Below are 25,550 nucleotides of genomic sequence, written 5' to 3'. Positions count from 1 at the left end.
TTTTAGTTTTATTTAGCCTGTTTTAAAGCAGCACTGACAGCTTCCTTGAATGCTCGACTAGTTGAAGTAGCTCCAGAAACAATATCAACGCTTGCAGTTTTATCTTTTAACATTTGTTTTTGAAGTTGCTTAATTGCTTGACCACCATAATCAGGTGACTCACTTTGCTTAAGAACCTCAATCTTAGAAGGTTTTTGCTGCTCATCGACAGTTACACGCACAACTATTTCATTACCCATCCCTCTGCTTGACTTGCCAATGTATTGGTTTTTACCAGTTGGATAATCTTTTTCAGTTGTGGTAGGAACTGGAAAAGAGGTCGAATCGACCTGCTCGTTTACTTGTGCACTTGCACCAGTCGTAACGTCGTTTTCCTTAGTTTTTGCAGCATTCTCACCTGCAATCTTGCCAAAAATTAAACAATCGGCAATATCTCCGCCACCATTGTATTGGTTAGCACCAATATGTCCTAGCTCACCTGCAGCGTACAAATGTGGTAATACCTGCTGATTTGTATCGAGTACTTCAGCTTTCTCATTGCGTCTAGGTCCACCTTGAGTATTAAGCATCGTGTGCTGCTGCTTCAAAGAATAAAATGGACCAGACAAGGAAAGTTTAGCCATCGTTTCCGGCTTTCTACCGCATTGATAATCAACACCTTGATCAACAAAAAAATTATATATTTCAAGCGTATTTTGTAAAGTTTTTTCCTTAACTCCTATTTCATTCGCTAAATCAGTAATTGTGTTAGACTTTACCACTTTATTTAAAACTTCGTGCTGGAAATTATCTAAATCTTCAGACAAAAATTCATCATATTTCTTTTGATCAAAAATTAAATGCGGATGAATTTGAGCCAGCGGAATTCGCCATAAGCCGTGATTATAGCGGTGCCCATGACGAGTTGGATCATCCTCAGGAATATAACGGGTACCATCATCACCAACTGAAATTAGTGAACCCTCAAACAAAGCATCCCAGCCCATGATATTATGGGCACGTTCACCTTTTGGTGCAGCGATGTTAACAGTACCACCTGGTTCATAATTATTCATGTGCCACAAATCAGCACCAACTTCTATGGCCATCTTAATTCCGTCACCCTTATTGTATAAAGTGCCGTATGGCAAAAGCTTCGTTTCTCCCAAATAATCTTGAATCATCTGATCATTGTTTTCAAATCCGCCTAATGCTAGTACTACACCATTTTTAGCCTTAACATTAAACAAATGACCATTATTTTTAATTTGAACACCGATAATCATTTTAGTTTTATTTTGAATTAAGTGTTTAGCTGGCGTTGAATATAAAACCGAAATCCGATCACTACGATCTAGTACATTTTGCCGCAGTTTCTTCCATAAAGCAGCATCAAAAATATGGTCATGAATTAAAAGATCATCATTAGTCTCCGCACCTTCAAATTCGGGATATTCAGCACTCATGTACGCCAGAAGCGCTACATTCTTATTTCCTGGATTTTTCCTAACGCTAAAGACCTTTCCACCCAAATATTTTTTAAAATAAGTCGGTAAGTCAACCATCCCTTTAATAAAGGTATCTAAAACTTTCTCATCTAAATCAAGAGGGGCAGTTAATTGTTGGTAATACTTTTTCAATTTATCATAATCATAACCTGCTTGAACAATTTGACCACAATAACGTGTGTTGCCACCTTCATGTCCTTCAGGTGCACTATCAATTAAAAGAACCTTTGCACCGTTATCGGCTGCAAACCGAGCTGCTGTTGCCCCAGCACCACCAAAGCCAACTACAACTACATCATAAACTGCATTCCATGAATCATTATCTTGCAAAAACATTTTTGTATCCTCTTCTTTATATACCTAGATAGCGACATTAATACTATTTTTATTGATAATCATCTGATGTCGGTATTTCAGGACAGTCTTTCCCGTCCATCTTTTAAATGCTTTGTAAAAAGTAGTCACATTATTAAAACCGACTAAAAAACTAATTTCAGCTGTATTCAGTGTCGTATCCTGCAACAAATTAAGTGCCAAAATTTTTTGGACTTCATTAACTTGTTCTTTATAATTTGTTCCCTCATTTTTTAACCATCTCTGAACAGTTCGCGATGATATTCCAATCGCATTAGCAACATCTTTTAATTGAAAATTTCCGCCAGCAATTAATTTAAACAAGGTATCCTGCACTATTGCCTTGAATGGCGGATCAACCTTTAAATCATTAATATATTTTTTCAATCCTGGTTCCATAAAGTTCCACATAATATCGTTTTGTGTTAAAAATGGTGTTAAGAGATCATTTTTACTAAAAACCAAGTAATTATCACGACAATTTTGCGCACTAATTCCCAAATACTCAGTTATTTCTGTACTATAATTAAATTTACTACCAATTGATAATGGTTTAATTAACTTACCTGTACCAGTCCTAATCAAACTAATCAATGATATTTGATCCACTAATAGACTAAACCTGGAATTTTTTCGCGAATTATCCAAATAGCTTATATGAATTCTTAAATTTCCCTCCTCTTTGAAAGTGCCAATTTCAATTGGACCAATTAATTGCTCATATGATGAAAGCCGTTTGATTGCCTGCAACCCGTTTTTACTAGATAGCGCGGCAAAATAAGGAGGAACAAATTGATAAAAATTGCTTACATCACTACAAGCTAATAACTGCTTATCAGTTGCTTTTTGATCTAATATTGCAAATGAGTGCGAACTTTTAATCCATTTTGAATTAAAATAATGCGTAATGATCCCAGAATCTAGCAAAGCTGAAATAGAATCAAACGGATATCCTAATTCTTGCAAAAAGCCTTTTATATCTTTTACGACTGCTTGATTCATCATCGTCCCCCTATCTAATTAATATTGTATACCCTTTCTTTTTTGAAAATATGCTTTTTTATGCAATTTTATGTCTGATTGCGCCATTAAATTTATTGTAGAACAAACAAAAAAGGTTGAATTCCAATTCAACCTTCTGCTTTATCTAGCAACTGCAACAACTCGTTTTTCACGAATAACTGTTATTTTAATATTACCCGGGTAATCAAGCTGTTTCTCAACTTGTTTCTGGATATCGTGTGCCAAAACAGTAATCCGATCATCTGAAATTTTTTCTGGTTCAACCATCACTCGAACTTCACGTCCAGCCTGAATGGCATAAGCCTGTTTAACACCATCATACTTTTTGGCAATTTGCTCTAATTCGGTTAACCGCCGAATATAGTTTTCCAAACTTTCACTTCTAGCACCTGGACGTGCCGAAGAAAGTGTATCTGCTGCAACAACTAGTTCAGCAATAAATGATAACTTTGGAACATCCCCATGATGAGCTGCAATTGCATTAACTACTATATCTGATTCATGGTATTTTCTTGTCAATTCCACACCAATTTCAACATGTGAACCTTCAATATCATGATCGATTGCTTTTCCTATATCGTGTAATAATCCCGCGCGAACCGCTAATTTTTCATTTAAACCAAGCTCAGCTGCCATTGTCCCAGCCAATTTAGCAACTTCAATTGAATGTCCTAAAACATTCTGCCCATAAGATGTGCGATATTTTAGGCGACCAAGTATCTTAACTAGTTCAGGATTCATCCGGTGAATCCCTAATTCCATTAACGCACTTTCACCTGCCTCATAAATATCGTCGTTTACTTCTTTACGAGCCCTATCAACTATTTCTTCAATTCTAGCTGGGTGAATTCGTCCATCTTTTACTAATCGCTCCATTGCTCGTTTAGCAATTTCACGTCTAATAGCATCAAAGCCACTTAAAGTAACCACTTTAGGAGTATCATCAATTATTAGATCAATTCCCGTGAGTGCTTCAAAAGACCGAATATTGCGACCTTCACGTCCAATAATTCTTCCTTTCATTTCCTCATTTGGTAAATCAACTACTGATACCGTCGTTTCGGCAACTGTATCTGCAGAACTACTTTGAATAGCATCAATAATTACCTTACGTGCATAATGATCAGCCTTAGCTTGAACTTCTTCATTACTATTTCTTATCATTTCTGCTCGTTCTTTAACTAGATCATCAGATAATTTACTTAGAACTAATTTTTTAGCTTGCTCCTTATCTAAATGAGCAACTTCATAAAGTTTTTGTTGACTTTGATCAACTAATTCATTTGCAGTCTGAATTTTTTGCTTTAATTCATCCTGTTGCTTCCCTAGTTGACTTTCTTTTTTGTTAAATTCAATTTCCTTTTCAGCTAATAAAGAATTTTTATGATCAAGTGTATCTTCTCGCTGTTTTAAGCGATTACTTTCACGCGCATTGGCGTCACGCTTGATATTTAATTCATCCTCAACCTTTTGCCGGTAATCTTGAATTTTTTCTTGAGCTTCAAGAATTTTCTCTTTCTTAGTATTTTGAGCACTTTGCTTAAAAGCTTCTGCTGCTTGTTTTTGTGCATCGGCCTCAGCTTTTGCAGCAACCACTTGAGCATTGGCTTGCGCTAAAATATGGTCAGCATCATTTTGAGCATTTTTCGTATTCATTTCCCAAATGCTTTTTCTAATTGCATAACCAATGCCAATGCCAATTAAAACTGAAATAATAGCAATCGCGACGGGAATCAAATTATTATTTGTCATGATCACTATCGCCTTTTTTACTTTTTAGATTATTCACACAATGATAATAATAAATAACCACGTGACCTATGTCAATCAACTAGAAAAAAACCTTGATCAAAATTTATAGATCAAGGTTGATTTCTTCAATTTTAACTACTTTTGCTATCGGCTTCCTTTTCTTCAGAAGCCTCCTTTTCCTTTTTCACTCTCTCAGGATCTTCTCTTTCTGATATTGAAACTTCATCAATACCATAGGCGTGGCGCACCTGCTGTTGGACTTCGTCGTAAATATCTTGATGCTCTTCTAAATATTTCTTGGCATTTTCACGTCCTTGACCAATTCGCTCATCCTTATATGAGTACCAAGAACCTGCTTTAGCAATTATGTCATGCTCAGCCGCCATATCAAGTAATTCACCACTTTGAGAAATACCTTTACCATACATCATGTCCACTTCAGCAACCTTAAATGGTGGAGCAACTTTGTTTTTGACTACCTTAATCTTAACCCGATTACCAGTAATCTCGCCACCTGTCTGTTTTATTTTTTCTGCCCTTCTAATTTCTAAACGAATAGTTGCATAAAATTTGAGAGCCCTACCACCAGGAGTTGTTTCCGGATTACCAAACATAATCCCAACTTTTTCACGAATCTGGTTAATAAATATTGCAATGGTTTTGGTCTTATTAATGTTACCAGAAAGTTTACGTAATGCTTGACTCATTAATCTGGCTTGCAATCCAACATGACTGTCACCCATTTCACCATCAATTTCAGCTTGAGGAACTAAAGCTGCAACGGAATCAACAATCAAAATATCAATCGCTCCACTACTAATCAGAGTATCTGCAATTTGCAGTCCTTCTTCACCCGTATTAGGTTGAGACAAAATTAATGAGTCAACATCAACTCCTAAGGCTTCTGCATAAGCCGGATCCATTGCATTTTCAGCATCAATATATGCAGCTGTACCACCACGTTTTTGTACCTCAGCCACTGCATGCAAAGCAACAGTCGTTTTTCCTGAAGATTCTGGTCCATAAACTTCTACAATTCTACCACGTGGATAGCCACCGACTCCCAGTGCTGCATCAAGTGCAAGCGAACCAGATGGAATAGTCGAAATCTTTGTATCTGCTTTATCGCCCATTCGCATTACGGCACCTTTACCAAAGTTTTTTTCGATTTTCTTTAGTGCAGTTTCTAATGCAGCTTTTTTTTCATCTTTTGGCAAGACTTTTCCTCCTCTTATTAAACTGACCAAATTTATTTTTATTAATTATACTTTGAATCAATGGTTATTTGCAAGAAATAGCGAACAAATGTTTTTGTTTATTTGCTTACATTATTAAATACGCTTAAATAGCTTAAATTCTTCAAAAATTATTTTTGTAATCCTTTAGGTTGTAACCATTTTTGTAAAAAATTTAAAATAATATCTGAAAAAATTGCCATCAAAGCTGTTGGCACTGCACCAGCCAAAATAATTGCACTACCATTCGTTGCGTTAGTGCCGCGAATAATAATATCACCTAATCCTCCAGCACCAACAAACGAACCAATTGAAGTTATCCCAATCGCAATTACCAATGCATTCTTTAATCCAGCAATAATTACAGATAATGATAAAGGTAATCGTACCATATAAAGCAACTGAAATTTAGTCATTCCCATACCTTGAGCAGAATCAATAACATTTTTATCGACATTTTTTATGCCCGTGTAGGTGTTTTTAATAATTGGTAGCAAAGAATAAACAGTCGTTGCGCAAATGACAGTCATCACTCCCAAACCCATCCCAATCATTAAAATTGAAAGCATTGCAAGTGAAGGAATCGTTTGAATAAAATTAGCAATTTCTAGTACAAAATTCCCCAGATAGTAATAACGAGAAATAATAATACCAATAGGAATTCCAATAATTGCAGCAAGTAAAACCCCATAAATTGATATCAAAAAAGTTCGGTTGAATTGTTGCAGTACATATACACCATTATGTTGATAATAATAGATAAATTGCTGCCATAAAGATAACTTTGCCATCACTCTTGCCCCCTAAAATAGTTGTGCTTAACTAAAAATTCATGTGCTACTGTTGCAGGTTCTAATAATTCATCATCGACCTGAAAATTCATTTTACGCATATCATGAACACTTATCTGCCCTACTAAACGCTCCAGAATTGGCTTAAGTTCGGGGTGTTCACGCAATAAATAATTATTAATTAACATACCGCAATTATATGGTGGGAAGAAATGCTTATCATCTTTAAGCAAGTGAAGTTTATAACTATCAATTCGACCATCAGTCGAGTAACCCAAAATAACATTCATCTTGCCACTTTTTAGAGAAGAATAAACAAGCCCTGCATTCATTGGCCGCATCTTGCTAAAAGTAATACCATACGATGTTTGAAACGAAGGATAGCCAACCCCCGGTGCATTAACCCATTCAGATGAAACACCAAAAGAAAGTTGGCTTTGCACCCTTTTTAAATCCGAAATTCGATGTAAATTATACTTTCTTTGAGTTTTACCATCGACCATAAAGGCGTAATTATTTGAAAAGCCATAGGTATGTAAATAGGTTTGATCCCATCTTCTTTTTACCTCTCGACGAACAGTATCATTTGCCTTTTTCGAATCTTTAATAGCTGGCAAAAGTAAGTTAGCAGTTAATTCACCACCATCATAAGCAACTGCTTGTATATCAGCATCATGCCGGTATAACGCCTGATGCTGCATTGGCGCTGAACCAAGATTGTTAACAATCGTAGTTTTATAAGGCGTTTCATGTTCAATTAATTCTGCAATAATATTAGCCATCACTTGTGATTCTGTTGTTGTTAATGCAGTTATACGAATAACATTAGTACTCCCCATCGAGTCAGCTAACCCTGGAAAACCACAACCACTTGCAATAGTCATTATTACAAGAATAATAGTTGTAAGAATTGATCTCTTTAAAAATTTTCCCATAATGCTCACCTATATACCTTTAGGGGTAAGTAATTGTTCAAGCTTGCCAATCAAATAATCAGTTAATAAAGCCAAAATAATTACAGGTATAGTTCCGCCAAGAATTAAATTCGGCTGAAATAAACTTAGACCATTAAAAATAAAGTCTCCTAAGCCCCCAGCACCAATATATGATGCTAAAGTTGCCCAAGCGATTACATATATGGCAGATAATCTAATACCAGCCATGATAACTGGCATTGCTAATGGAATATCAACTTGGGTAATAATTTGAATTCTAGTCATACCCAGTCCGCGTGCAGAATCAATCGTGTTTTGATTTACACTGGTTAACCCAACATAAGTATTGCGTAAAATTGGCATCAAACTATACAAAAATAATGCAACAACTGCAGGTATAGGTCCAACTCCTAAAAAGGGAATCATCATTGCGAGAAGTGCCAAAGCTGGAATTGTCTGCAAAACACTTGCAATCGAAATAACTACTTTAGCGGTACGTGGAAATTTTAATAAAACTACACTGAGCGGTACTGCAACAATAATTCCTAATATCAAAGCACTAGCCGAGATATAAATTTGCTGCCAAGTTTTAACAATTAATTCCGAACCATGTTGTGCAAAAAAAGAAGTCATTTTATTTCGCCTCTTTTACTGAATCAGAACTATCTAAGGTTGTACTGCCCCAAATTTTAGCATAAACGACATTTACCAAACTGGATCTAGTAACAATTCCAACTAATTTTTTATTTGCATCAATTACAGGAATATATTGCTCCTTTCGGCTCAATATTCGGTTGAAATTATCGCGTAAATATTCTTCTGGTCCTACAGTATAAACTTGTTTTTGTAAAATATCGCTTACACTATTAACCTGTGGATAATTACGTTGAAGAATTTCAATAGAAACATAGCCTTTAAAATGATCATAATTATCAACCACAAGTAAGGTATCAACATGTTTCTTTTTCATCATAATAAGAGCTTCGTTTAAAGAAGCACCCAAATTAATTTTAGCGGGATTCGTTAACATAACATTCTTAACTTTGACTGTTTCATATTTTGCATCTGCAAGACGTTCTTTACCAATTAACGCTTCAACATATGAATCAACTGGATTATGTAAAATATCATCAGGAGATCCAATTTGAATAACTTTTCCATTATGTAAAACCACAATCTTAGTTGCAAGTTTTAATGCTTCATCCATATCATGAGTAACAAAAACAACTGTTTTTCCTAAACTTTTTTGTAAGTTTTGAACCAATTTTTGCAAACTTTCTCGTGTAATCGGATCAAGTGCTCCAAAAGGTTCATCCATTAAGATCAGATTTTGATTCGCAGCTAAGGCACGCATGACACCAACTCTCTGCTGTTGACCACCAGACAATTCAGTCGGATAACGATCTAAATAGCTATCTGGCAACTCCGCCATTTTAATTAATTCTTTTGCCTTGCTTAGCAATTTTTCTTTAGGCCATTTCAATAGTTTTGGAACTAAAATTAAATTTTCACGAATTGTCATATGAGGCAGCAAGCCATTATTTTGAATTACATATCCAATATGCCGCCGCAATTCAACCGGATTAAAAGCTTTAACATTTTTGCCATTGACCAAAACCTCACCTTTAGTAATATTAGTCATCCGATTAATCATTCTCATCAAGGTAGTTTTACCCGAGCCTGAAGTGCCGATTATACAACAAAATTCACCTTTTTTTATATTAAAATTTATATCTTCGACCGCTGCTGTTTTACTTTTAGGGTAAAACTTGGTTACATTTTTAAACTCAACCAGTGGTAATTGCTTGACCATAAAAATCCCCCTTTTCATAAACCTATAATTCAATCGTAACAATATAACAAAACTTAATCAAAAATTTACTATTATTACACAGTAGTTGAGAATTTTTAAAGAATTACATGCTGTTAATTTAAAGTATTTTATGTTTTCGTTCTTAAAAGTTAAAAAGCGTTGAAAATATTCAACGCTTTTTTATTCTATATTTAATTATTATAGTATTTTAAAATGCTACTACTACATTGAACCTTCAAATACACTCCATGAATTGTGGAAATAATCCCATCCGGAATAAATAGTAAAAATTAAGGCCAGATACAATAAAATTGTCCCAATACGATAAAAATCGCCAATTAGGAGAAAAATAATTGCCAACATTTGACAAGTAGTTTTAATTTTACCCGGCATCTCGGCCGCCATTACTTGACCTTTATTCTGAGCAAGAATCAAGCGTAGCCCCGTAACTGCTAATTCACGACAAACAATAATTGCAACAATCCATGCTGGAGCTAATTTCAATGAAACCAACATAATGAATGCTGTCATCGTCAACATTTTATCAGCTAATGGATCAGCAAATTTACCAAAATTTGTAACCAAGTTACGTGATCTTGCAATATGACCATCAAACCAATCAGTTGCAGAAGCAACAGCAAAAATGATAGCTGCAATTACTAATCTCCAGTAAACCGTTGTTCCGGCAACTTTAATGCTAGCGTCTCCTCCAAAAATGACGATTAACATAAAGACTGGAATTAATAAAATTCTAAAAACCGTTAATTTGTTTGGTAAATTCATTCTTAACTTTTCCTCCTGGATGATAATTATTGATTACCATCATTGTTAGAGCCACCATTTTGGCCATTGTTTTCAGTATGATTTGTTTGGTTATTATGGTTGCTTTGCTGATTTGTTTGATTGTTTTGCTGACTATTAGTAGTTTCATTGCTATTAGTAGCATTGGATTGCTGCTCAGAGTGAGACTGCTGATTGCCAGTATGCATCGAATTGGAATTACTATTTGTAGTATTATTGTTTTGATTAGTATTTGTTTCTCTGGATTGATTTGATTGTAGACTATTTCTTTTACCAATATAGAAAGTCAGAGTTTGTGTTGTACTTTGAGCCTCATATGGTACCCTTTTCCTTCCAATAGAGACCGAAGTTCCTTGGGCATTGCTAAACGATACAGATAATGTTTTTACAGTCTCAGGAATCCGCAACGTATGTTTTTGACCAGCTACTAGAGTTTGGCTACTCTGATTAATACCATTCATCATAATAGTGACCGTTGTAGCCTGATCACCAGCTCTAACTACTAAATTACGCCTATTTTTCAAACCAGTAACTTGGTATTGGTTAACAGCAAGCTCCTTAATTTTTACCGGATTTTGGATAACCCTTTTGGGTTTAGCACGTTTATTAGTACCCGTAGAAACCGACACATCACTTGTAGCATCGTTATTTTGATTACCTGTTGATGAAAAATGTGCATAAACTACGTAGCATATCAATACAATTGCAATAACTCCTAAACCAACAATAATTCGTGGCAAGTATGTTTGCCATATTTTTTTCTTACTGTTAGTCGTTTTTTGAACTTCTTCACTCTTATTATCAATAGAGTCTTCAACGTATTCATCTGGTTCAGCTTTAGGAACTTCTTGATGATACTCACCAAGAAGCTTCTTACCATCCAATCCAACAACTTGAGCATATTGTCTGATGAAAGCCCGCACATAAAAGTCGCCAGGAAGTTTTTCAAAATCATTTTGCTCAATTGCTGTCAGATATCTACCTTGAATTTTAGTTGCTTTTTCAATATCTTCAATTGAAAGTTTTTTCGCCTCTCTGGCACTACGTAATTTGTCTCCGATATCTGCCATAGTTACCTCTTTAACTTCTTTTAACTTATATCTTGAGTATAACATATACTACTAATTATTTTTACCATTATATGAGCCATCCACCACTAACATATATTGTTTGACCAGTTAAATAGCTTGAACGAACATCCAGTAAATTTTTAACCCAAAAGGAGATATCTCCGCCCTCAGCTATTCGTCCCACAGGTATTTCTCCTTTTACTTCTTCCAAAGCTTCAGGAGCAAGCGTTGCGTTCATACTAGTATCAACAGCACCCGGAGCAAGCACATTTACAGTCAAATTTGCTGAAGCAACTTCACGTGCGTAACTTTGCGCAAAACGTGAAATTCCAGACTTAGAGGCACTGTATACGGCTTCCATTGCACTGCCATCACCACCATAAACCGAACCCAAATAAACTATTCGACTAAAATCATTTTTAATTAGTAGTGGTTCAAGCAACCCCGTTAGCTTAATTGGAGTAGTTAAATTAATATGCATGATCCTATCAATTATGTTCAAATCTTGACTACTGACAAAGTTATAATCTGTAATCCCTTGCCCAAAAACAGCTGCATTAACTGGTAATAAAGTATTAACAAATGCTGTTAAATCACTATTTTCAACTGAAAAGTCAAGCTTAATTGGAATAAAATCTTGTCGCGGATATTTATGACTTAAACGTTGACTTATTTCACAGGCTATTTGCCAATTCTGATTGCAATGAATATAAAGAGACCAACCAGCCTGTGCCAACTCGACACAAATTGCCTGACCAATCCCACCAGTAGCTCCAAATACAATTGCTCGTTGCAAATACAACATTCCTTTTTATTATTTATGAACCATAAATGTAAATATAACTTATATAGTAATCACTCAAACATTACTACCATTTCATCTAAGCCCACATTTAACTAATTCTAACATTATTTCCAAGTGAAATTGTGCTAAATTTCGACATGATAAACTTTCTTAAAAATTAGTTATTTGTCTCATCCTTTTTTGGCGGTAATAAAACTTGACGCGGCTTTGAACCTTCTGATGGTCCAATAACTCCCCTATTTTCCATTTCATCGACTATTCGTGCTGCTCGATTGTAGCCAATTCGAAAGCGTCTCTGTAACATGGACACACTTGCACTTTGTTGTCTTCTAACTAGATCAACGGCTTGATTATAAAATTCATCTTCTGGTTCATCATCCGTAGAATTTGCTGACTCATCATTTTTTTGCGGAATCATCCCTTCATCATAGTCTGGCTTTTGTTGTTCTTTTACCCATGAAATAACTTTCTCAACTTCATGGGAAGAAACATATGCACCTTGGATTCTTTCTGGTTTAGAAGCTCCGACCGGCATATATAACAAATCACCACGTCCAAGTAATTTTTCAGCACCTGTTTGATCCAAAATGGTCCTTGAATCGACACCACTAGAAACCGCAAATGAAATTCTTGAAGGCACATTAGCTTTAATTAATCCCGTGATAACGTCAACGCTAGGGCGTTGTGTTGCTAAAATCATGTGTATTCCAGCAGCACGAGCCATCTGCCCTAATCGAACAATCGCACCTTCGACATCATGGCCACCGACCATCATCAAATCACTTAATTCATCAACAACAACCAAAATATACGGTAAAACACGCATTACTGGCTTAGTTTTATCCTGATTGTTGATCCGTACCTTTTCATTAAATTCAGTCATGTTCCGTGCCCCACTTGCAGCGAATAGTTTATATCTTCGCTCCATTTCTTTCACTGCCTTGCTTAATGCGTTAGCAGCCAACTTTGAATCTGTTACAACCGGAATTAATAAGTGGGGCACACCATTGTAAACAGATAATTCCACCATTTTAGGATCAATCAAAATCAACTTAACCTGATCCGGATTTGCCTTCATTAAAATACTAGTCAAAATTGTATTAATTGCAACTGATTTGCCTGAACCTGTTGAACCTGCAATTAACAAATGAGGCATTTTAGCCAAATTAGCTGAAATTGTTTTTCCACTAACGTCCTTTCCAAGGGGAACTTCCATTGGATCGCTATGAGCCTTTGAATCCTGATTTTGCATCACATCTTTAAAGGCCACAACTGAAGTCGTACGATTAGGCACCTCAATACCAATAAAAGGTTTACCAGGTATTGGTGCTTCAATTCTAATATCTTTAGCAGCAAGGGCAAGAGCTAAATCATCAGCTAAGTTAACTATTCGGCTTACCTTAACACCAACTGCTGGTTGAACTTCATACCGAGTAATCGTTGGCCCTAAGATAGCTTTTTTAATAATCACATTTACACCAAAACTTTTAAATGTTGCCTGCAAAGTCTGCGTATTTTTAATGATCAAATTTTTATCTGTACTTTGATCGGCACTTTTAACAGCATCAAGCAAGCTTAACGGTGGTTTTTTATATTGCGTGTTAGTCGCTTTGTTCTGTTTAAGTTCATCATGATCTACATTCTCAAGTTCCTGACGTATTTTTTTATCTTCTTCAGCAAACGAATGTGATTTAGGTAATTCTTCATTTTCTAGTTGCTCATTTTTGATTGACTCATCTTGATTTTGGTCAGAAAATTGAATCTGTGGTTCTTGCTCTAAAGTAGACTCAATGGAACTGGAATTTTCCTGAAGCGATTCTGATGAATCGTTCTTTTTCTCTTGGGAATGGTTTGCTTTATTTTCAACCTTAAAATCATCAACATTAGGAAAAAGCGATGATTCTGAATCTAACGGATCAGACAAATCACGTGCTTGCTGTCGTTCTTTTTTTTGTGATTGTTTTTCTCGCATAATGCCATACTTTTTTTTGAGCTTAGTACCAGCCTCATGATTCTTTGTAATAAAAAGTTGACAAAACAACTGAAACTTTTGAATCACATCGGCAAATTTAACGTCAAAGAACATTAAAATACCAGTCGGAATAAACAAGATCGCAATTACTCGTAAACCAGTATGTCCAAGTAATGGATAAAACATCTGGTAACACAGAGCTCCAATCACTCCGCCACCAATCGGCTTTGTAATCGCTGCTCGACTAAATTCAGCACTCATCTCATACCAAAAAGCATTCATAAAGGCATTATTAACTAATTCACGCTCAAAATATAAGCTACTTTGAATCAAAAGAAAGCCCAAAATCGCAATCATTAAACCAATACTTCGTTTAAAGTTAAAGTGCATCGGTTTATTATAGATCAACATCACTAAGCCAAAAATTGCACATAATCCAGCTGCTAATAAATATGAATCACCAAAAAACAGCCGAAAAACATTTGCGACTTGTTTACCTAATATACCAAATTTAGCAAAAGCCAAAAAGACAATAGCAAGTTGTATAAGACCGATAATTGCCCAAGTGATTCCTGTATTTTGCACCTTCTTACTTTTTCTAGGCGTTTTGTTTTTTTTCTTAGGCATACCTTCCACCTAATCAAAAATTAAAAGTTAGCTTCGAAGTTCAAATTAACTGGTTTTTCCAGTGTAATTTGCGTAACTTCATAAGTTAAAGTTTCAATATATTCAACTAGTGGCCGGCTAAGTAACTTATAGTCAGTATTATCCAAGTCATTACCGTCACCAAAATAATCCTTAATCTGAACAATTTGACTAATCATTCCACTGACAGAAAATTGTCCAGGTGCGGGGGCAACATCAAAAACCACAGTTATCTCAAAGTAGTTGCCGTCCTCACCCTTATCAGTAGTTCCATCTTCATTCTGCTTTTCAACTTTTTTCAAACCAAAGTTTACCTTGTCCTTAGTTTTTGGTTCTTCATTAATGTCATAATGAAAATTCTTAACTAAAATTGGTGTCTCTTTTTTAAAATCCATTTTATTCTCCTCCTAAATTTCTCTGATAACGCTGCGGTCGATTATAATTATCTTTTAATTTGTCATTTTCATAATGATGCTTTTTTTCCATTAGTGGAAACCCTTGTTGGCGCAATGCCTCAAGCAAAACGATTGCTACTGAATTAGCCAAATTATAACAGCGAATATTATCAGACATTGGGATCCGCAAATTGCGATCATAATATTTTCGCATAAACGTTTCCGGTAAGCCAGTTGTTTCTTTGCCAAAAATAAAATAATAGTTTTTATTGGGATCAGTATAGGAAACTTCCGCATAATTTTTTGACGAAAATTTAGAAATCAAATACATTTCATCTTGCGAACCTAAAGTACTAAGGAAAGCCGCCAAATCGTCATGTAAATGAACTTCTACTTTATCCCAATAATCTAATCCAGCCCGTTTCATTTTCTTATTATCAATCTGAAAACCAAGTGGTTCAATCAGATCAAGCACCGTGTTTGATCCAGCACAAGTTCGGGCAATATTACCAGTATTAGCTGGCATTAGTGGCTCAAATAAAACAACGTGATTTGTCAATCTTTTATCTCCTCAATTTAAAAAGTCATAATAACGATTATACCTATACATTCCACTACTTTTTTATTTTCTTAGAATCTTTTGTCACTAGCGAACTATCTTCATCTTCACGAAAAACTTGGGAAACTTTCCTATAGTAGTTATATACCCGCATTGTAATAATTTTTAAAACAGCATAGATCGGAATCCCAAAAACTACTCCCCATAGCCCCCAAACTGAACTTGAACCGATTAAAAGCAGAATCGTTGTTACGGGATGCATCTCCATTTTGTTTCCCATAACAAGTGGGCTAATTATTCGAGATTCGATAGTCTGCTCGATGATAAATACAATCAAAACTTTAATCACCATCGGCACCGACATCATAATCGCTATTGCAATTGCTGGAATAAAAGCTATGAAGGTACCAAAATATGGGATCAAATTCAAAACTGCACTCAAAACCGCAAGTGCAATTCCGTATTGTAACCCAACTATACTATAACCAATACCAAACATGATTCCAACCCAAAAAGCAACGGTAATCTGGCCTCGAATATATGCTGCCAAAGCAGTGTTAATTTCATATAACAATTGACCAAAGCCTTTTTGCCAACGACTGGGAGCAAATTGTGTCAGATATGGCCGCAAGTTATGTGCATCTTTAAGCATAAAAAACAAAATAAACGGCGCGGTTAAGACCGTCATAAAAATAATCGTCACAATACTAATTGCAGAAGAAATATTGTTTAATGTAGTATTTATCGTAGTTTGTCCTGATTTAAAAATTGTATTCTGTGCTCTAGTAATAGCATCATTAATATTATTTCTAACACTATGAAGCTGTGGTGCATTTAAAGTGTTCTGTATTGCATTAGTCGCATCATTCCAAATATACGGCCAGTGCTTGATTAAGGAGTTAATCTGTCCTTGAACAATTGGCAATAAGGTGTTAACTGTCCAGACCAATAATAATGCAACTAACATAAACAAGCCAATAATAGTGACAACTCGAGGGATCTTAAATTTACGTTCAAGCAAATCCACTAACGGATTCATAATATAAAATTGAATGAGTGCAAGAAGTAGCGGAGGTAATATCGCACTTACAAACAATCTTGCCGGATTCAATACGAAAGACACCTTGTTAAACAACCAAATTACCAAAAAGAATAATAAAATATTTAACAATGCGATACTAAAACGGTTATTCAAAAACCATTTTTGAAAAACAGTTTCTTTTTTATGTTTTCTTAAATTGTCCATTAACCCCATCCTAATCAAATATGTTCATAAACAATATGATCATCAACTTTAAAAACCGGTAGTCTCTGAGACGCACTTGAAGTTAAATAAATTGCGTTTGCCAATGGTTTCTTGGAATTTAAAGCAGTGAAAAAAAACGTAACATGTCCCAATGTCTTAATGTTATTTTCAACCATTGCTCCGACATAATTGGCCACATAAGTTTTACCACCAATCGTGATTGTATCACCAGTGTTAAAAACAAAATTGTCAAGTGGAATTTGTTGATCAAACTTCTGAATTACTGATACTTCAACTAAATCAGGCGATACATTATCACCAAACAAAAGAACCATTTCATTTTCCGGCTCAATTGCTTGTCTACCTATTTTATTAATTGTTGCAATCCATTTCATTGTCTTATATACTCCTTAACATTTAATTTTAACATAACAAAAACCGCTTAACTAAATAATAAGCGGTTTTATTAACAGTTCTTTACTTATGATGATACAAAAGCAATTTCTTTAGTTCATCTAGCAGAACTAACGGAATTGGAAGACAGAATAGAAAAATCCAGTCTATTGGCATAAGGCTAGTAGTATTAAACAATTGCTGTAATACTGGGGTCATAGTTAAAATAAAGAATAAGAAAATTTCAAATCCTATACCAAACCAAATACTTGGATTACTAAATACCCCTTTCTTAAAGATTGAAATCTTATTAGTCCTGCAGTTTAAAACATTAGCAATTTGAGTGAAAATAATTGCTCCTAACACCATTGTTGTGGCTCGTAAATAAACTTGACCACTTGAAGCCAGTGGAATATGAGGCCATCCATTTTGATAGTTAACAAAGAAATAAGCTGCAATTGAAATTACACTTGAAATTAGTCCATACCACAAGAATGCTTTTTCAATAACCCGTTTATTGAGTAAGTGTTCACCTCGACTTCGCGGTGCTTGTTTCATTACATCCGGATCGACAACTTCACTCCCTAATCCCAATGCTGGTAACATGTCCGTTCCTAGATCAACGGTTAAAATCTGCATTACTGTCATTGGTAGTGGAATCAAACCACCCGAAAATAGAAACAATATTGATGGAAAAGCTTCAGGAACATTAGATGTTAGTATATAAGTTAAAAATTTACGAATATTACTATATACAGCTCGTCCTTCTTCGATTGCAGCAACAATTGAGGCAAAATTATCATCAGTTAAAATAATATTAGCCGCGTCCTTTGCAACATCAGTTCCTGTCATCCCCATAGCAATACCAATGTCAGCCTGCTTCAAAGCCGGAGCATCATTGACACCATCGCCAGTTGAAGCAACGATTTCGCCATTCTCTTGTAATGTTTTAACAACTTTATATTTTTGTTCAGGCGCAACTCTAGCAAAAATCACCTCGCCCTTTAATGCTTCACGTAACTCACTGTCATTCATTTTTTGTAATTCATCGCCAGAGATCACACGAGCATGCTCAGAGGTTAATCCAATTTGCACTGCGACAGATTTTGCTGTCAATTTTGAATCACCGGTAACCATAATGATCTTAATTTTTGCTTCATGACAACGTTTGACGGCATTATAAATTTCTGGACGCGGTGGATCGCTCATAGTCGTCAGCCCAACAAACACCAAATGATTTTCTGCGGTTTCAATTGTTAACTTAGTAACATCTGTATTATCTTTATCAACAATCCGATAAGCCATCGCCATACTACGCAAACCTTTAGCGGCGTATTCAGCATTATATTTTTCGGCTCTTTTTTTATCATCAGCAGTCATCGATCGAACTTGTCCATTAACTTGAACTTGATCGCACTGCTTGATTACATCACTAAAAGATCCTTTCGTAAAAATAATATACTGATGATCATTCCAGCGATGAATCGTCGACATCCGTTTACGATCTGAATCAAACGGTAGTTCTCGTAAACGGGGATATTTGACCAACACTTTTTGACGATCAAAGCCAGCTTTTTGTGCCATTATAATTAATGAAGCTTCGGTTGGCGTTCCTAAAATTTTGGGTTTTTCCCCTTTAACATTGCTTGGCTGAATAGAAGTATCATTATCGAGCGCTGCAATCTGTATCAACTTATGCAAATCGGGATTTTCTTCATACCATAATTGCTTTTTATTAAGTTCAATTTGACCGTTATTCTCATAACCATTCCCTGTAACCTGAAATTCATTTTGCGGCGTCCAGATATAATGAATCGTCATTTGGTTTTGAGTCAATGTTCCTGTTTTATCAGAGCAAATAACTGTTGTCTCTCCCAGAGTTTCAACTGAATTAAGTTCTTTAACTAAAGCATGTTTTTTTGCCATTCGCTTAACACCTTGAGCAAGGCTTAATGTGACTGTTGGTAATAAACCTTCAGGAATAAATGCCACAATCATCCCCAAAGCGAAAATAAAAGCTTTCGCAAAAGGATACTTCACAAAGAAAATTGCTGCAATTAAGAAAATCATTCCAATTGATACAGCAATTATTGATAATTGTTTTGTCAACCGATTTAATTCTCTCGTTAATGGGCTATCAACCTTTGTTTGTTTTTGGGTCAACTGTGCAATTTTACCAAATTCAGTATTCATCCCAGTGGCAAATGCAATCGCACGAGCAGTACCTGACCCAACCGTTGTTCCTGAATATACTAAATTAGTTTCGGCATAGCTACCTTCACCGGGTGCATAATCAATTGTCTTAGATTCAGGAACAGATTCACCATTTAATGCACTTTGATCGACCTGCATAGAATTAGCCGTAATTAACCGAGCATCTGCTGGTATAGCATTACCTGCTTGCAAAACAAAAACATCTCCAGGAACCAATTCCTTAGAATCAATTTGCATCTTTTTACCATCACGAATAACTTGAACATAAGTAGGGAGCATACTATTCAATGCATCTGTTGCCCGTTTAGCTGCTCGTTCTTGCCAGAAACTAAATAATCCATTAATAATGTTGACCATCCAAATAGCAATACCCAACTCTGGTGTTCCACTGAAAATGGCTACTAATCCAGAAATCCATAATAATATTGCCATCATACTGACAAAGTTTTTAAAGAATGTTTTCCATTCAGATTCTTCCTGAGATTTTTTAATCTCGTTTGAACCAAACTTTTTTAGTCTATCAGCTGCCTCTGACGAGCTTAACCCCGTAGTAGACGAGTGAAGATTAGTAAAAACTTCTGAAATTTCATTCTTAGCATAAAGCTCTCGAATTTTATTTTCATCCATTCACGTATACCCCTTATTAAAATTTTACTGCTTATTTTGTTAGCAGTTCTGACACCATACTTTAACACTATTTAAGAAAATTGGTTACTATAAATCTTTACAATTGTGTGTCATGCTATAATGATGATTGAACTTATTCTCATTAAAGCAAAATGGAGGCGTAAAATGAAATTACTAATTGGTGGGTATACTAAAAAAAATGCTACTGGAATCTATCAATTGCCATTAATTAAATCTGATAATAGTTTACAACTTGGAGAGGCTCAAGAAATAATTCGAATCGGAGGACCAACATACTTTGTTCAAGATAATGATTTGATTTTTTCAATCAATAACACGGGTAACCAAGGCGGAATTAGCTCTTTCAAATTATCTAATAACAATTATTTAGCTCAAGATTCATACTTAACAACTGGTTCTTCTCCAGCTTATATTGGTATCAATCGTAAGCAAAAATTGCTTTATACAGCAAACTATCATACCGCAGTTTTGGCAGTATTTTCTTACGAAGCTAATGGTCAAATAAAATTGCTTGATTCAATTAAACACACAGCTGATACTCTCGGTCCTTGTCCAGAACAAGCAGACGGACCGCACCCACATTTCTTTGACCAAACACCGCAAGGCAACCTAGTTAGTTGCGATTTAGGTAATGATTGCGTTGATTTTTATAGTTTTGAACATAACCATTTAAATCATTTAGCAAAATATCAAAATGAAGCTGGTTTTGGCAGTCGGCATATCGTGTTCAATAAAGACGGAAATTATTTCTACGTTGTAGGTGAACTTTCAAGCAAGGTTAATGTTGTACATTTTGATGAACAAAACTGGACCTTTACCAATATTGCCACCTATTCGACCATTCCAGAAGATTTTACTGCACATAATGGTGCAGCTGCTATTAGAATAAGCAATGATGGAAAATTTGTTTATGTATCTAACCGCGGACATGATTCAATTACTGTATTTGCAGTTAAAAATGATCATACCTTGGAATTACGCCAAACAGTTTCAACCTTCGGCGAGTTTCCGCGGGATTTTAATTGGGATAATGAACAAAAATTCGTTGTTGTAGCTAATCAGAATACTGATAATGCCACACTTTATACTCGAGACGGTAATAGCGGTTGCTTAACCCCTATTCAAAAAAATATATCTGTTCCTGAAGGTACTTGTGTTCTTTTTTGCAACTAAATTTTAAAAACAAAAAGAGTTAGAACATTGAAGTTACTTCATAGAGTTCGTTAACATTAATTTATATTCGCTAAGGTCGTATTCCGATATTCAATTGGGATGCGTCCTTTTAACGTATGTCTGATTCTACTTTTCAAATTTATTAGTGTAATTTCATAGCTATAAATATTTACTTGCCCAGTTAAAATAACAGTCTGCAAAAATTTCCATTGGTCCACGCCAATTTCAAAGTAAGCACTTTATTATATACTTGGTTTCCGAAAAATATGTTAACATATAAATAATTTTCAAAGAAACGTAATCGATCATGGAAGTTAAACCCAAGAATTTTAAAGTTCTAACTAATAAAGAAAGAGCAACGATACTTGGAAAGCTCAAGCAGATTATAATTTGGGTTATGAAGTGGGTCATGCTATTCACAAAGTCAACAAACATCTTTCTCAACCATCTTGTTGAGTTATGTATATTAAGTATTTCTAAGCTTCTGGAGATATAGGAAAGGATTTTATAGCATTATGAAACAACTAGGACAAATCATTTTATTTTTATTAAAAGCAACTGTTTTCTTCTTTTGGTTTTTATTTACTTTTATTTTTATGCAGGCTCCAACACTTGCAACTATAGTAAATGATCATGAAACAAGAAACAACGTAAATATTTTACACCATGTGCTTGTTCTTATAATAGGTTGCCTAGTTGGTTTTGGAGTTGTCTATATTTTTTATAAGAAGATTAATGGAACACCAATCCTGTCAGTAAAACTACGTGTTAGAAATTTGTTGGTTTCCTTGGGTATTACAATGATTTCAGTTTTTATCCAAGCGTTAATCGGAAATATCGTAAATGTAGGCAATACAGATAGTGATCTAATCAGATTATTGCATACTCAATTAGGGGTAATTGTATTTTTTACTCTAGTTATATCAGGTCCTATTTTAGAAACATTATTTTTTCAAGGTGGATGATTACAGGGGGGAATTTTCAAAAAAATGAATCCCTGGGTTGCAATAGTCTTAACTAGCCTAATTTTTGCCTTTGCTCACGGGGAAATGTTTTCATGGGCAACAGTACAATTATTCGTTGGGGGATTAGGATCGTCACTGATATATTTAATAACCAAAGATATTAAAATGTCTATTCTTAGTCACAGCTTAACAAATTTAATTATTTGGTTATTAAGATTTTTTTAACATAAAGGAGATAAGTAAAATGAGTAATTTTAAACAAATAAATGGTTATGAAAGCTTAACAGAAAACCAAGCAAAAAAGTAATCGGCGGAAACGATTGATAAGTATCCAGGTCGATCACGTTTGATAATGGTTCAGAATTCACAGATATAGTTCAAATTAAAATTGCAATTTTCGAAATTTATTTTTCACAAAAAAGGACGCTTTACAGGTGTCCTTAATTCTTTTCTTTATACTTATAATAATTATTTTCAAAACCTGAATCAAGCATATTTTTAGAAACTTCTATTCCAGATTTATCATTTTTTCAATTCAAACTTAGAGACTCTCGACCTAAACTAACTTAAGAGAAAAAATATTTATGAGCTCTTTTGACACATGAATTCAAAGATTCCACTACTGTTAGTGACCTCAACTTTAATTGTAAAAGAAAAAATAGACAATTTATCAAGTAAATATCTAGTTCTTGACGTCAGTATTTATTTGATAAATTCAGAAATTAACTCTGATTTAAAGTTTAACAATTAGTCTACATTACAGGAAATAAATTAATTTTTAGCTGTGTTTTTATGCCATTTCCAAGCAGAAGAAATAATATCTTCAATATCCTCATGTTTTGGCTTCCAACCTAAAATTTCGCGCGCTTTAGTTGAATCTGCAACCAAAATATCTGGATCACCACCACGTCTTGGACCAAAAGTATATGGAATATCAATGCCAGTAACTTTTCTTGCAGCCTTTACTATTTCAAGATTCGAGTATCCTTGAGATGTCCCAAGATTAAACACATCAGACTTGTTAGTTTTCACTAATTTAGTTAACGCTAAAATATGAGCTTCAATCAAATCATTAATCTCAACATAATCACGAACATTAGTTCCATCTTTTGTATTATAATCATCACCAAAGATTGTAAATTTACCATCATCCTTAAGTGCACTTTTCAAGAGTACTGGGATTAAATGTGTTTCATGCTCATGCGCTTCTCCGAGAGAACCATTATCTGCTGCCCCAGCCACATTAAAGTACCGAAGAGCAATTGACTTAATGCCATTAGCTTTATCAGCCCAAGACATAATACGCTCCATCATCATTTTACTGTCACCGTATGGATTAATAGGTTCAAGAGGCGTATCTTCAGTAATTTTTTCCTCTTTGGGAATACCATACACCGCAGCAGTAGAAGAAAAAATTAAATATTTAACTTGTGCATCAACCATTGCCTGAAGCAAGGAAATCATACCAGTTACATTATTATCATAATACTTCAACGGTTTTTTTACAGATTCAGAAACCAATGATGATGCTGCAAAATGCATTACTGCACCAATTTTCTCTGAACGCAAAATTTTACTTACTAAAAATGTGTTTTTTAAATCCCCCTGATAAAACTTTGCCTTATGATCTATTGCACTTGAATATAGAGTGTCAAGTACGACTACATCATATCCATTTTTAATTAATTTTTTTACTGCAACTGAACCAATATATCCAGCACCACCAATAACTAAAATACGCATAACAAAATTCGCTGCCTTTCAATTTATTTTAGTAAACTACTTATTCTAATAAATAGTAAATTTTCAGTTCCATATATTCCAATAATGATAACAAAATACAATTATTTTTAGATAGTATATCTTTAAATCATAAATATATTTTAAATAAACTATTTTTCTAAAATTATTTATATCACTTTAAAGCAATTCTATGTTTTACATAATATTCGTAAGCTGATGGATCTAAAAGTTCTTTAAATCGTCCAGTCTTTATAATAATTCAGAATTATGAGTAAAAAAGTCTGGCTTGACAGTATAAATTTCTTATATTTTAAAGAATCCACTTGGTTGAGTCATCAAGAAGAAAAACGATATCAAAATTTTCTTTAGGATAACATACATCAAAAAAAGAAATATTATCATCTGGCCTACAAAATACCGCAATATGTACCTTACCTATTAATTTGGGATTATTTTTAATCACTAAAGAAAGTGCATTAACCCTATCAACAATTGGTAATAACTTCTTTTTCTGAATAGAATCATTACACATGCTCAAAAAATCATTAGTATCCTTATCAGGATAAACAATGGGATTACAAATATTATTGTTTGGCAATATTAAAACAAAAACTTGACTCCATTCTTTGAAAATTGTTTCAAGAAAATTAACATGTCCAGTAGACACAAAATTGAAACTGCCATAAATAACTACCAACTTTAAAATTTTACATCTGCTGAATATTGAACCTAAAAATATTTAGCAACTATTGCTACTATATCAGATAAAGATTGTCTTTCACCAATGAGTTTATTATATATACGGAACAAATTTTCTTGTATGACGAAAGGTGAGCTGCTTTCCAAGTCGAAGTAACATTATTACCTAAGAGCTTAATTATTCCAAACCAGTTACAACTCCTCTATTCAATTATTTTTCACTACCCATTCATTTACGTAGTTAGCCATTTTTTCTAAATATTCATTTCTTTTATTCATACTACTATGATCAATATTACCAAAATTTTTCCATACTCGATTTTTGAATTTAAGCTGCTTAAGCGTACTATTAATAAAAACTCCTTTAATAGCATTGCCACAAAATATCTTCAAATAAAATGTCGGAGAAGTCGAGGTTGTAAGAATTAAGGTCTTTTTTATATTTTTAAGGTTTCCTATTAACCCAGTACTGCCTACATTGTAAGCAAAGTTCTTCTTCATTACCTTATCTATAAAGCCTTTTATAATAGCTGGAGTATCATTCCACCATATTGGGAAAATAAATATAACTTTATCTGTATTTTTAATAATCTTCTGGTACTTACTAACTAAAGGATCAATTGTTTTTCCAACACTAAATAAAGATAACTCTTTAGCAGAATATGTTGGATCGAATTTATCATTATATAGGTCTATAACTACATACTCTTCTTTGTTATCTCTCATCGCTTTTATAACTTTATTAAGTATTGCATGGTTAAAGCTTTTTGTGTAAGGATGTGCGTATATTATTATTGTTGTCATTACTTTATCTCTCTTGTCCTAAATTTAT

23 protein-coding genes are annotated in these 25,550 nt (G+C 34.3%); 3 read left to right on the top strand and 20 right to left on the bottom strand.

The annotated features are described in order from the left end of the window. Positions 1 to 8: 8 nt before the first annotated feature. The 17 genes from F5ESL0228_RS02850 to F5ESL0228_RS02770 all read right to left on the bottom strand — a co-directional run bounded on the left by F5ESL0228_RS02850 (position 9) and on the right by F5ESL0228_RS02770 (position 20,117). Positions 9 to 1,823: an FAD-dependent oxidoreductase gene (locus F5ESL0228_RS02850; RefSeq protein WP_122022786.1), complete on the bottom strand. Its 1,815-nt coding sequence runs from the start codon at positions 1,821 to 1,823 to the stop codon at positions 9 to 11. A 24-nt stretch (positions 1,824 to 1,847) separates the two neighbouring features. Continuing rightward, complete coding sequence (locus F5ESL0228_RS02845) at positions 1,848 to 2,843, bottom strand: helix-turn-helix transcriptional regulator (RefSeq protein ID WP_158592475.1); 996 nt, start codon at positions 2,841 to 2,843, stop codon at positions 1,848 to 1,850. A gap of 141 nt (positions 2,844 to 2,984) precedes the next feature. Further along, positions 2,985 to 4,616 (bottom strand): ribonuclease Y, encoded by a 1,632-nt coding sequence (gene rny, locus F5ESL0228_RS02840; RefSeq protein WP_122017966.1) that lies wholly within the window; start codon positions 4,614 to 4,616, stop codon positions 2,985 to 2,987. A 131-nt stretch (positions 4,617 to 4,747) separates the two neighbouring features. Then, positions 4,748 to 5,833 carry a recombinase RecA gene (gene recA, locus F5ESL0228_RS02835; protein ID WP_122017965.1) on the bottom strand — a complete coding sequence of 362 codons (1,086 nt, stop codon included), beginning with the start codon at positions 5,831 to 5,833 and terminating at the stop codon, positions 4,748 to 4,750. A gap of 149 nt (positions 5,834 to 5,982) precedes the next feature. Then, positions 5,983 to 6,642: an ABC transporter permease gene (locus F5ESL0228_RS02830; protein ID WP_122017964.1), complete on the bottom strand. Its 660-nt coding sequence runs from the start codon at positions 6,640 to 6,642 to the stop codon at positions 5,983 to 5,985. Then, positions 6,642 to 7,577 carry a glycine betaine ABC transporter substrate-binding protein gene (locus F5ESL0228_RS02825; RefSeq protein WP_122022858.1) on the bottom strand — a complete coding sequence of 312 codons (936 nt, stop codon included), beginning with the start codon at positions 7,575 to 7,577 and terminating at the stop codon, positions 6,642 to 6,644. The genes F5ESL0228_RS02830 and F5ESL0228_RS02825 overlap by 1 nt, the downstream gene beginning before the upstream one ends. Positions 7,578 to 7,586: 9 nt before the next feature. Continuing rightward, entirely contained in the window at positions 7,587 to 8,210 is a 624-nt protein-coding gene (locus tag F5ESL0228_RS02820) for an ABC transporter permease (RefSeq protein WP_122022784.1), read from the bottom strand. A 1-nt stretch (position 8,211) separates the two neighbouring features. Continuing rightward, positions 8,212 to 9,390: an ABC transporter ATP-binding protein gene (locus F5ESL0228_RS02815; RefSeq protein ID WP_305017870.1), complete on the bottom strand. Its 1,179-nt coding sequence runs from the start codon at positions 9,388 to 9,390 to the stop codon at positions 8,212 to 8,214. A gap of 222 nt (positions 9,391 to 9,612) precedes the next feature. After that, positions 9,613 to 10,173 carry a CDP-diacylglycerol--glycerol-3-phosphate 3-phosphatidyltransferase gene (gene pgsA, locus F5ESL0228_RS02810; protein ID WP_122017962.1) on the bottom strand — a complete coding sequence of 187 codons (561 nt, stop codon included), beginning with the start codon at positions 10,171 to 10,173 and terminating at the stop codon, positions 9,613 to 9,615. Positions 10,174 to 10,199: 26 nt separating this feature from the next. Next, positions 10,200 to 11,261 carry a RodZ family helix-turn-helix domain-containing protein gene (locus F5ESL0228_RS02805; protein WP_122022783.1) on the bottom strand — a complete coding sequence of 354 codons (1,062 nt, stop codon included), beginning with the start codon at positions 11,259 to 11,261 and terminating at the stop codon, positions 10,200 to 10,202. A 67-nt stretch (positions 11,262 to 11,328) separates the two neighbouring features. Further along, positions 11,329 to 12,057 carry an SDR family NAD(P)-dependent oxidoreductase gene (locus F5ESL0228_RS02800; protein WP_122022782.1) on the bottom strand — a complete coding sequence of 243 codons (729 nt, stop codon included), beginning with the start codon at positions 12,055 to 12,057 and terminating at the stop codon, positions 11,329 to 11,331. 166 nt (positions 12,058 to 12,223) lie between these two features. Continuing rightward, on the bottom strand, positions 12,224 to 14,665 hold the full coding sequence (locus F5ESL0228_RS02795) for a DNA translocase FtsK (RefSeq protein ID WP_122022781.1): 2,442 nt from the start codon (positions 14,663 to 14,665) through the stop codon (positions 12,224 to 12,226). 20 nt (positions 14,666 to 14,685) lie between these two features. Continuing rightward, complete coding sequence (locus F5ESL0228_RS02790) at positions 14,686 to 15,078, bottom strand: DUF1149 family protein (protein WP_122017958.1); 393 nt, start codon at positions 15,076 to 15,078, stop codon at positions 14,686 to 14,688. 1 nt (position 15,079) lies between these two features. After that, positions 15,080 to 15,637 (bottom strand): tRNA (cytidine(34)-2'-O)-methyltransferase, encoded by a 558-nt coding sequence (locus F5ESL0228_RS02785; RefSeq protein WP_122017957.1) that lies wholly within the window; start codon positions 15,635 to 15,637, stop codon positions 15,080 to 15,082. 55 nt (positions 15,638 to 15,692) lie between these two features. Next, positions 15,693 to 16,883, bottom strand: a complete 1,191-nt coding sequence (locus F5ESL0228_RS02780) for an AI-2E family transporter (RefSeq protein ID WP_122017956.1) — start codon at positions 16,881 to 16,883, stop codon at positions 15,693 to 15,695. A gap of 14 nt (positions 16,884 to 16,897) precedes the next feature. Next, a complete protein-coding gene (locus F5ESL0228_RS02775) occupies positions 16,898 to 17,278 on the bottom strand; it encodes a PTS glucitol/sorbitol transporter subunit IIA (RefSeq protein ID WP_122022780.1) in 381 nt (126 codons plus the stop codon). Positions 17,279 to 17,360: 82 nt separating this feature from the next. After that, positions 17,361 to 20,117, bottom strand: coding sequence for a cation-transporting P-type ATPase (locus tag F5ESL0228_RS02770; RefSeq protein ID WP_122022779.1), 2,757 nt, complete (start codon positions 20,115 to 20,117; stop codon positions 17,361 to 17,363). Between the two features lie 165 nt (positions 20,118 to 20,282). Here F5ESL0228_RS02770 and F5ESL0228_RS02765 point away from each other — a divergent pair, with 165 nt between their 5' ends. The 3 genes from F5ESL0228_RS02765 to F5ESL0228_RS08600 all read left to right on the top strand — a co-directional run bounded on the left by F5ESL0228_RS02765 (position 20,283) and on the right by F5ESL0228_RS08600 (position 22,501). After that, the gene (locus tag F5ESL0228_RS02765) at positions 20,283 to 21,311 is read left to right on the top strand and encodes a lactonase family protein (RefSeq protein ID WP_122022778.1); all 1,029 of its coding nucleotides are present in this window, start codon (positions 20,283 to 20,285) and stop codon (positions 21,309 to 21,311) included. Between the two features lie 515 nt (positions 21,312 to 21,826). Then, positions 21,827 to 22,276 (top strand): hypothetical protein, encoded by a 450-nt coding sequence (locus F5ESL0228_RS02755; RefSeq protein WP_122022777.1) that lies wholly within the window; start codon positions 21,827 to 21,829, stop codon positions 22,274 to 22,276. Between the two features lie 24 nt (positions 22,277 to 22,300). After that, positions 22,301 to 22,501 (top strand): CPBP family intramembrane glutamic endopeptidase, encoded by a 201-nt coding sequence (locus tag F5ESL0228_RS08600; protein WP_122022776.1) that lies wholly within the window; start codon positions 22,301 to 22,303, stop codon positions 22,499 to 22,501. A gap of 546 nt (positions 22,502 to 23,047) precedes the next feature. Here the strand turns inward: F5ESL0228_RS08600 and galE are convergent. The 3 genes from galE to F5ESL0228_RS02735 all read right to left on the bottom strand — a co-directional run bounded on the left by galE (position 23,048) and on the right by F5ESL0228_RS02735 (position 25,522). Next, positions 23,048 to 24,019 carry a UDP-glucose 4-epimerase GalE gene (gene galE, locus F5ESL0228_RS02745; protein ID WP_122022775.1) on the bottom strand — a complete coding sequence of 324 codons (972 nt, stop codon included), beginning with the start codon at positions 24,017 to 24,019 and terminating at the stop codon, positions 23,048 to 23,050. Between the two features lie 310 nt (positions 24,020 to 24,329). After that, positions 24,330 to 24,686: a hypothetical protein gene (locus F5ESL0228_RS02740; protein ID WP_147441421.1), complete on the bottom strand. Its 357-nt coding sequence runs from the start codon at positions 24,684 to 24,686 to the stop codon at positions 24,330 to 24,332. A 239-nt stretch (positions 24,687 to 24,925) separates the two neighbouring features. Next, positions 24,926 to 25,522: an NAD(P)H-dependent oxidoreductase gene (locus F5ESL0228_RS02735; RefSeq protein WP_122022773.1), complete on the bottom strand. Its 597-nt coding sequence runs from the start codon at positions 25,520 to 25,522 to the stop codon at positions 24,926 to 24,928. Positions 25,523 to 25,550: the final 28 nt, after the last annotated feature.

The sequence above is a fragment of the Lactobacillus sp. ESL0228 genome, assembly GCF_003692825.1.
GTDB lineage: Bacteria > Bacillota > Bacilli > Lactobacillales > Lactobacillaceae > Lactobacillus.
The sequence above is the reverse complement of the archived record's forward strand: the minus strand, read 5'-3'. Positions and strand labels throughout refer to the sequence as shown.

Excerpts from the sequence above, each read along its gene's own strand:
- F5ESL0228_RS02850 (WP_122022786.1), bottom strand. The coding sequence starts at position 1,823 with ATGTTTTTGCAAGATAATGATTCATGGAATGCAGTTTATGATGTAGTT.
- F5ESL0228_RS02845 (WP_158592475.1), bottom strand. The coding sequence starts at position 2,843 with ATGAATCAAGCAGTCGTAAAAGATATAAAAGGCTTTTTGCAAGAATTA.
- rny (WP_122017966.1), bottom strand. The coding sequence starts at position 4,616 with ATGACAAATAATAATTTGATTCCCGTCGCGATTGCTATTATTTCAGTT.
- F5ESL0228_RS02830 (WP_122017964.1), bottom strand. The coding sequence starts at position 6,642 with ATGGCAAAGTTATCTTTATGGCAGCAATTTATCTATTATTATCAACAT.
- F5ESL0228_RS02825 (WP_122022858.1), bottom strand. The coding sequence starts at position 7,577 with ATGGGAAAATTTTTAAAGAGATCAATTCTTACAACTATTATTCTTGTA.
- F5ESL0228_RS02820 (WP_122022784.1), bottom strand. The coding sequence starts at position 8,210 with ATGACTTCTTTTTTTGCACAACATGGTTCGGAATTAATTGTTAAAACT.
- F5ESL0228_RS02815 (WP_305017870.1), bottom strand. The coding sequence starts at position 9,390 with ATGGTCAAGCAATTACCACTGGTTGAGTTTAAAAATGTAACCAAGTTT.
- pgsA (WP_122017962.1), bottom strand. The coding sequence starts at position 10,173 with ATGAATTTACCAAACAAATTAACGGTTTTTAGAATTTTATTAATTCCA.
- F5ESL0228_RS02805 (WP_122022783.1), bottom strand. The coding sequence starts at position 11,261 with ATGGCAGATATCGGAGACAAATTACGTAGTGCCAGAGAGGCGAAAAAA.
- F5ESL0228_RS02795 (WP_122022781.1), bottom strand. The coding sequence starts at position 14,665 with ATGCCTAAGAAAAAAAACAAAACGCCTAGAAAAAGTAAGAAGGTGCAA.
- F5ESL0228_RS02790 (WP_122017958.1), bottom strand. The coding sequence starts at position 15,078 with ATGGATTTTAAAAAAGAGACACCAATTTTAGTTAAGAATTTTCATTAT.
- F5ESL0228_RS02780 (WP_122017956.1), bottom strand. The coding sequence starts at position 16,883 with ATGGACAATTTAAGAAAACATAAAAAAGAAACTGTTTTTCAAAAATGG.
- F5ESL0228_RS02775 (WP_122022780.1), bottom strand. The coding sequence starts at position 17,278 with ATGAAATGGATTGCAACAATTAATAAAATAGGTAGACAAGCAATTGAG.
- F5ESL0228_RS02770 (WP_122022779.1), bottom strand. The coding sequence starts at position 20,117 with ATGGATGAAAATAAAATTCGAGAGCTTTATGCTAAGAATGAAATTTCA.
- F5ESL0228_RS02765 (WP_122022778.1), top strand. The coding sequence starts at position 20,283 with ATGAAATTACTAATTGGTGGGTATACTAAAAAAAATGCTACTGGAATC.
- F5ESL0228_RS02755 (WP_122022777.1), top strand. The coding sequence starts at position 21,827 with ATGAAACAACTAGGACAAATCATTTTATTTTTATTAAAAGCAACTGTT.
- F5ESL0228_RS08600 (WP_122022776.1), top strand. The coding sequence starts at position 22,301 with ATGAATCCCTGGGTTGCAATAGTCTTAACTAGCCTAATTTTTGCCTTT.
- galE (WP_122022775.1), bottom strand. The coding sequence starts at position 24,019 with ATGCGTATTTTAGTTATTGGTGGTGCTGGATATATTGGTTCAGTTGCA.
- F5ESL0228_RS02735 (WP_122022773.1), bottom strand. The coding sequence starts at position 25,522 with ATGACAACAATAATAATATACGCACATCCTTACACAAAAAGCTTTAAC.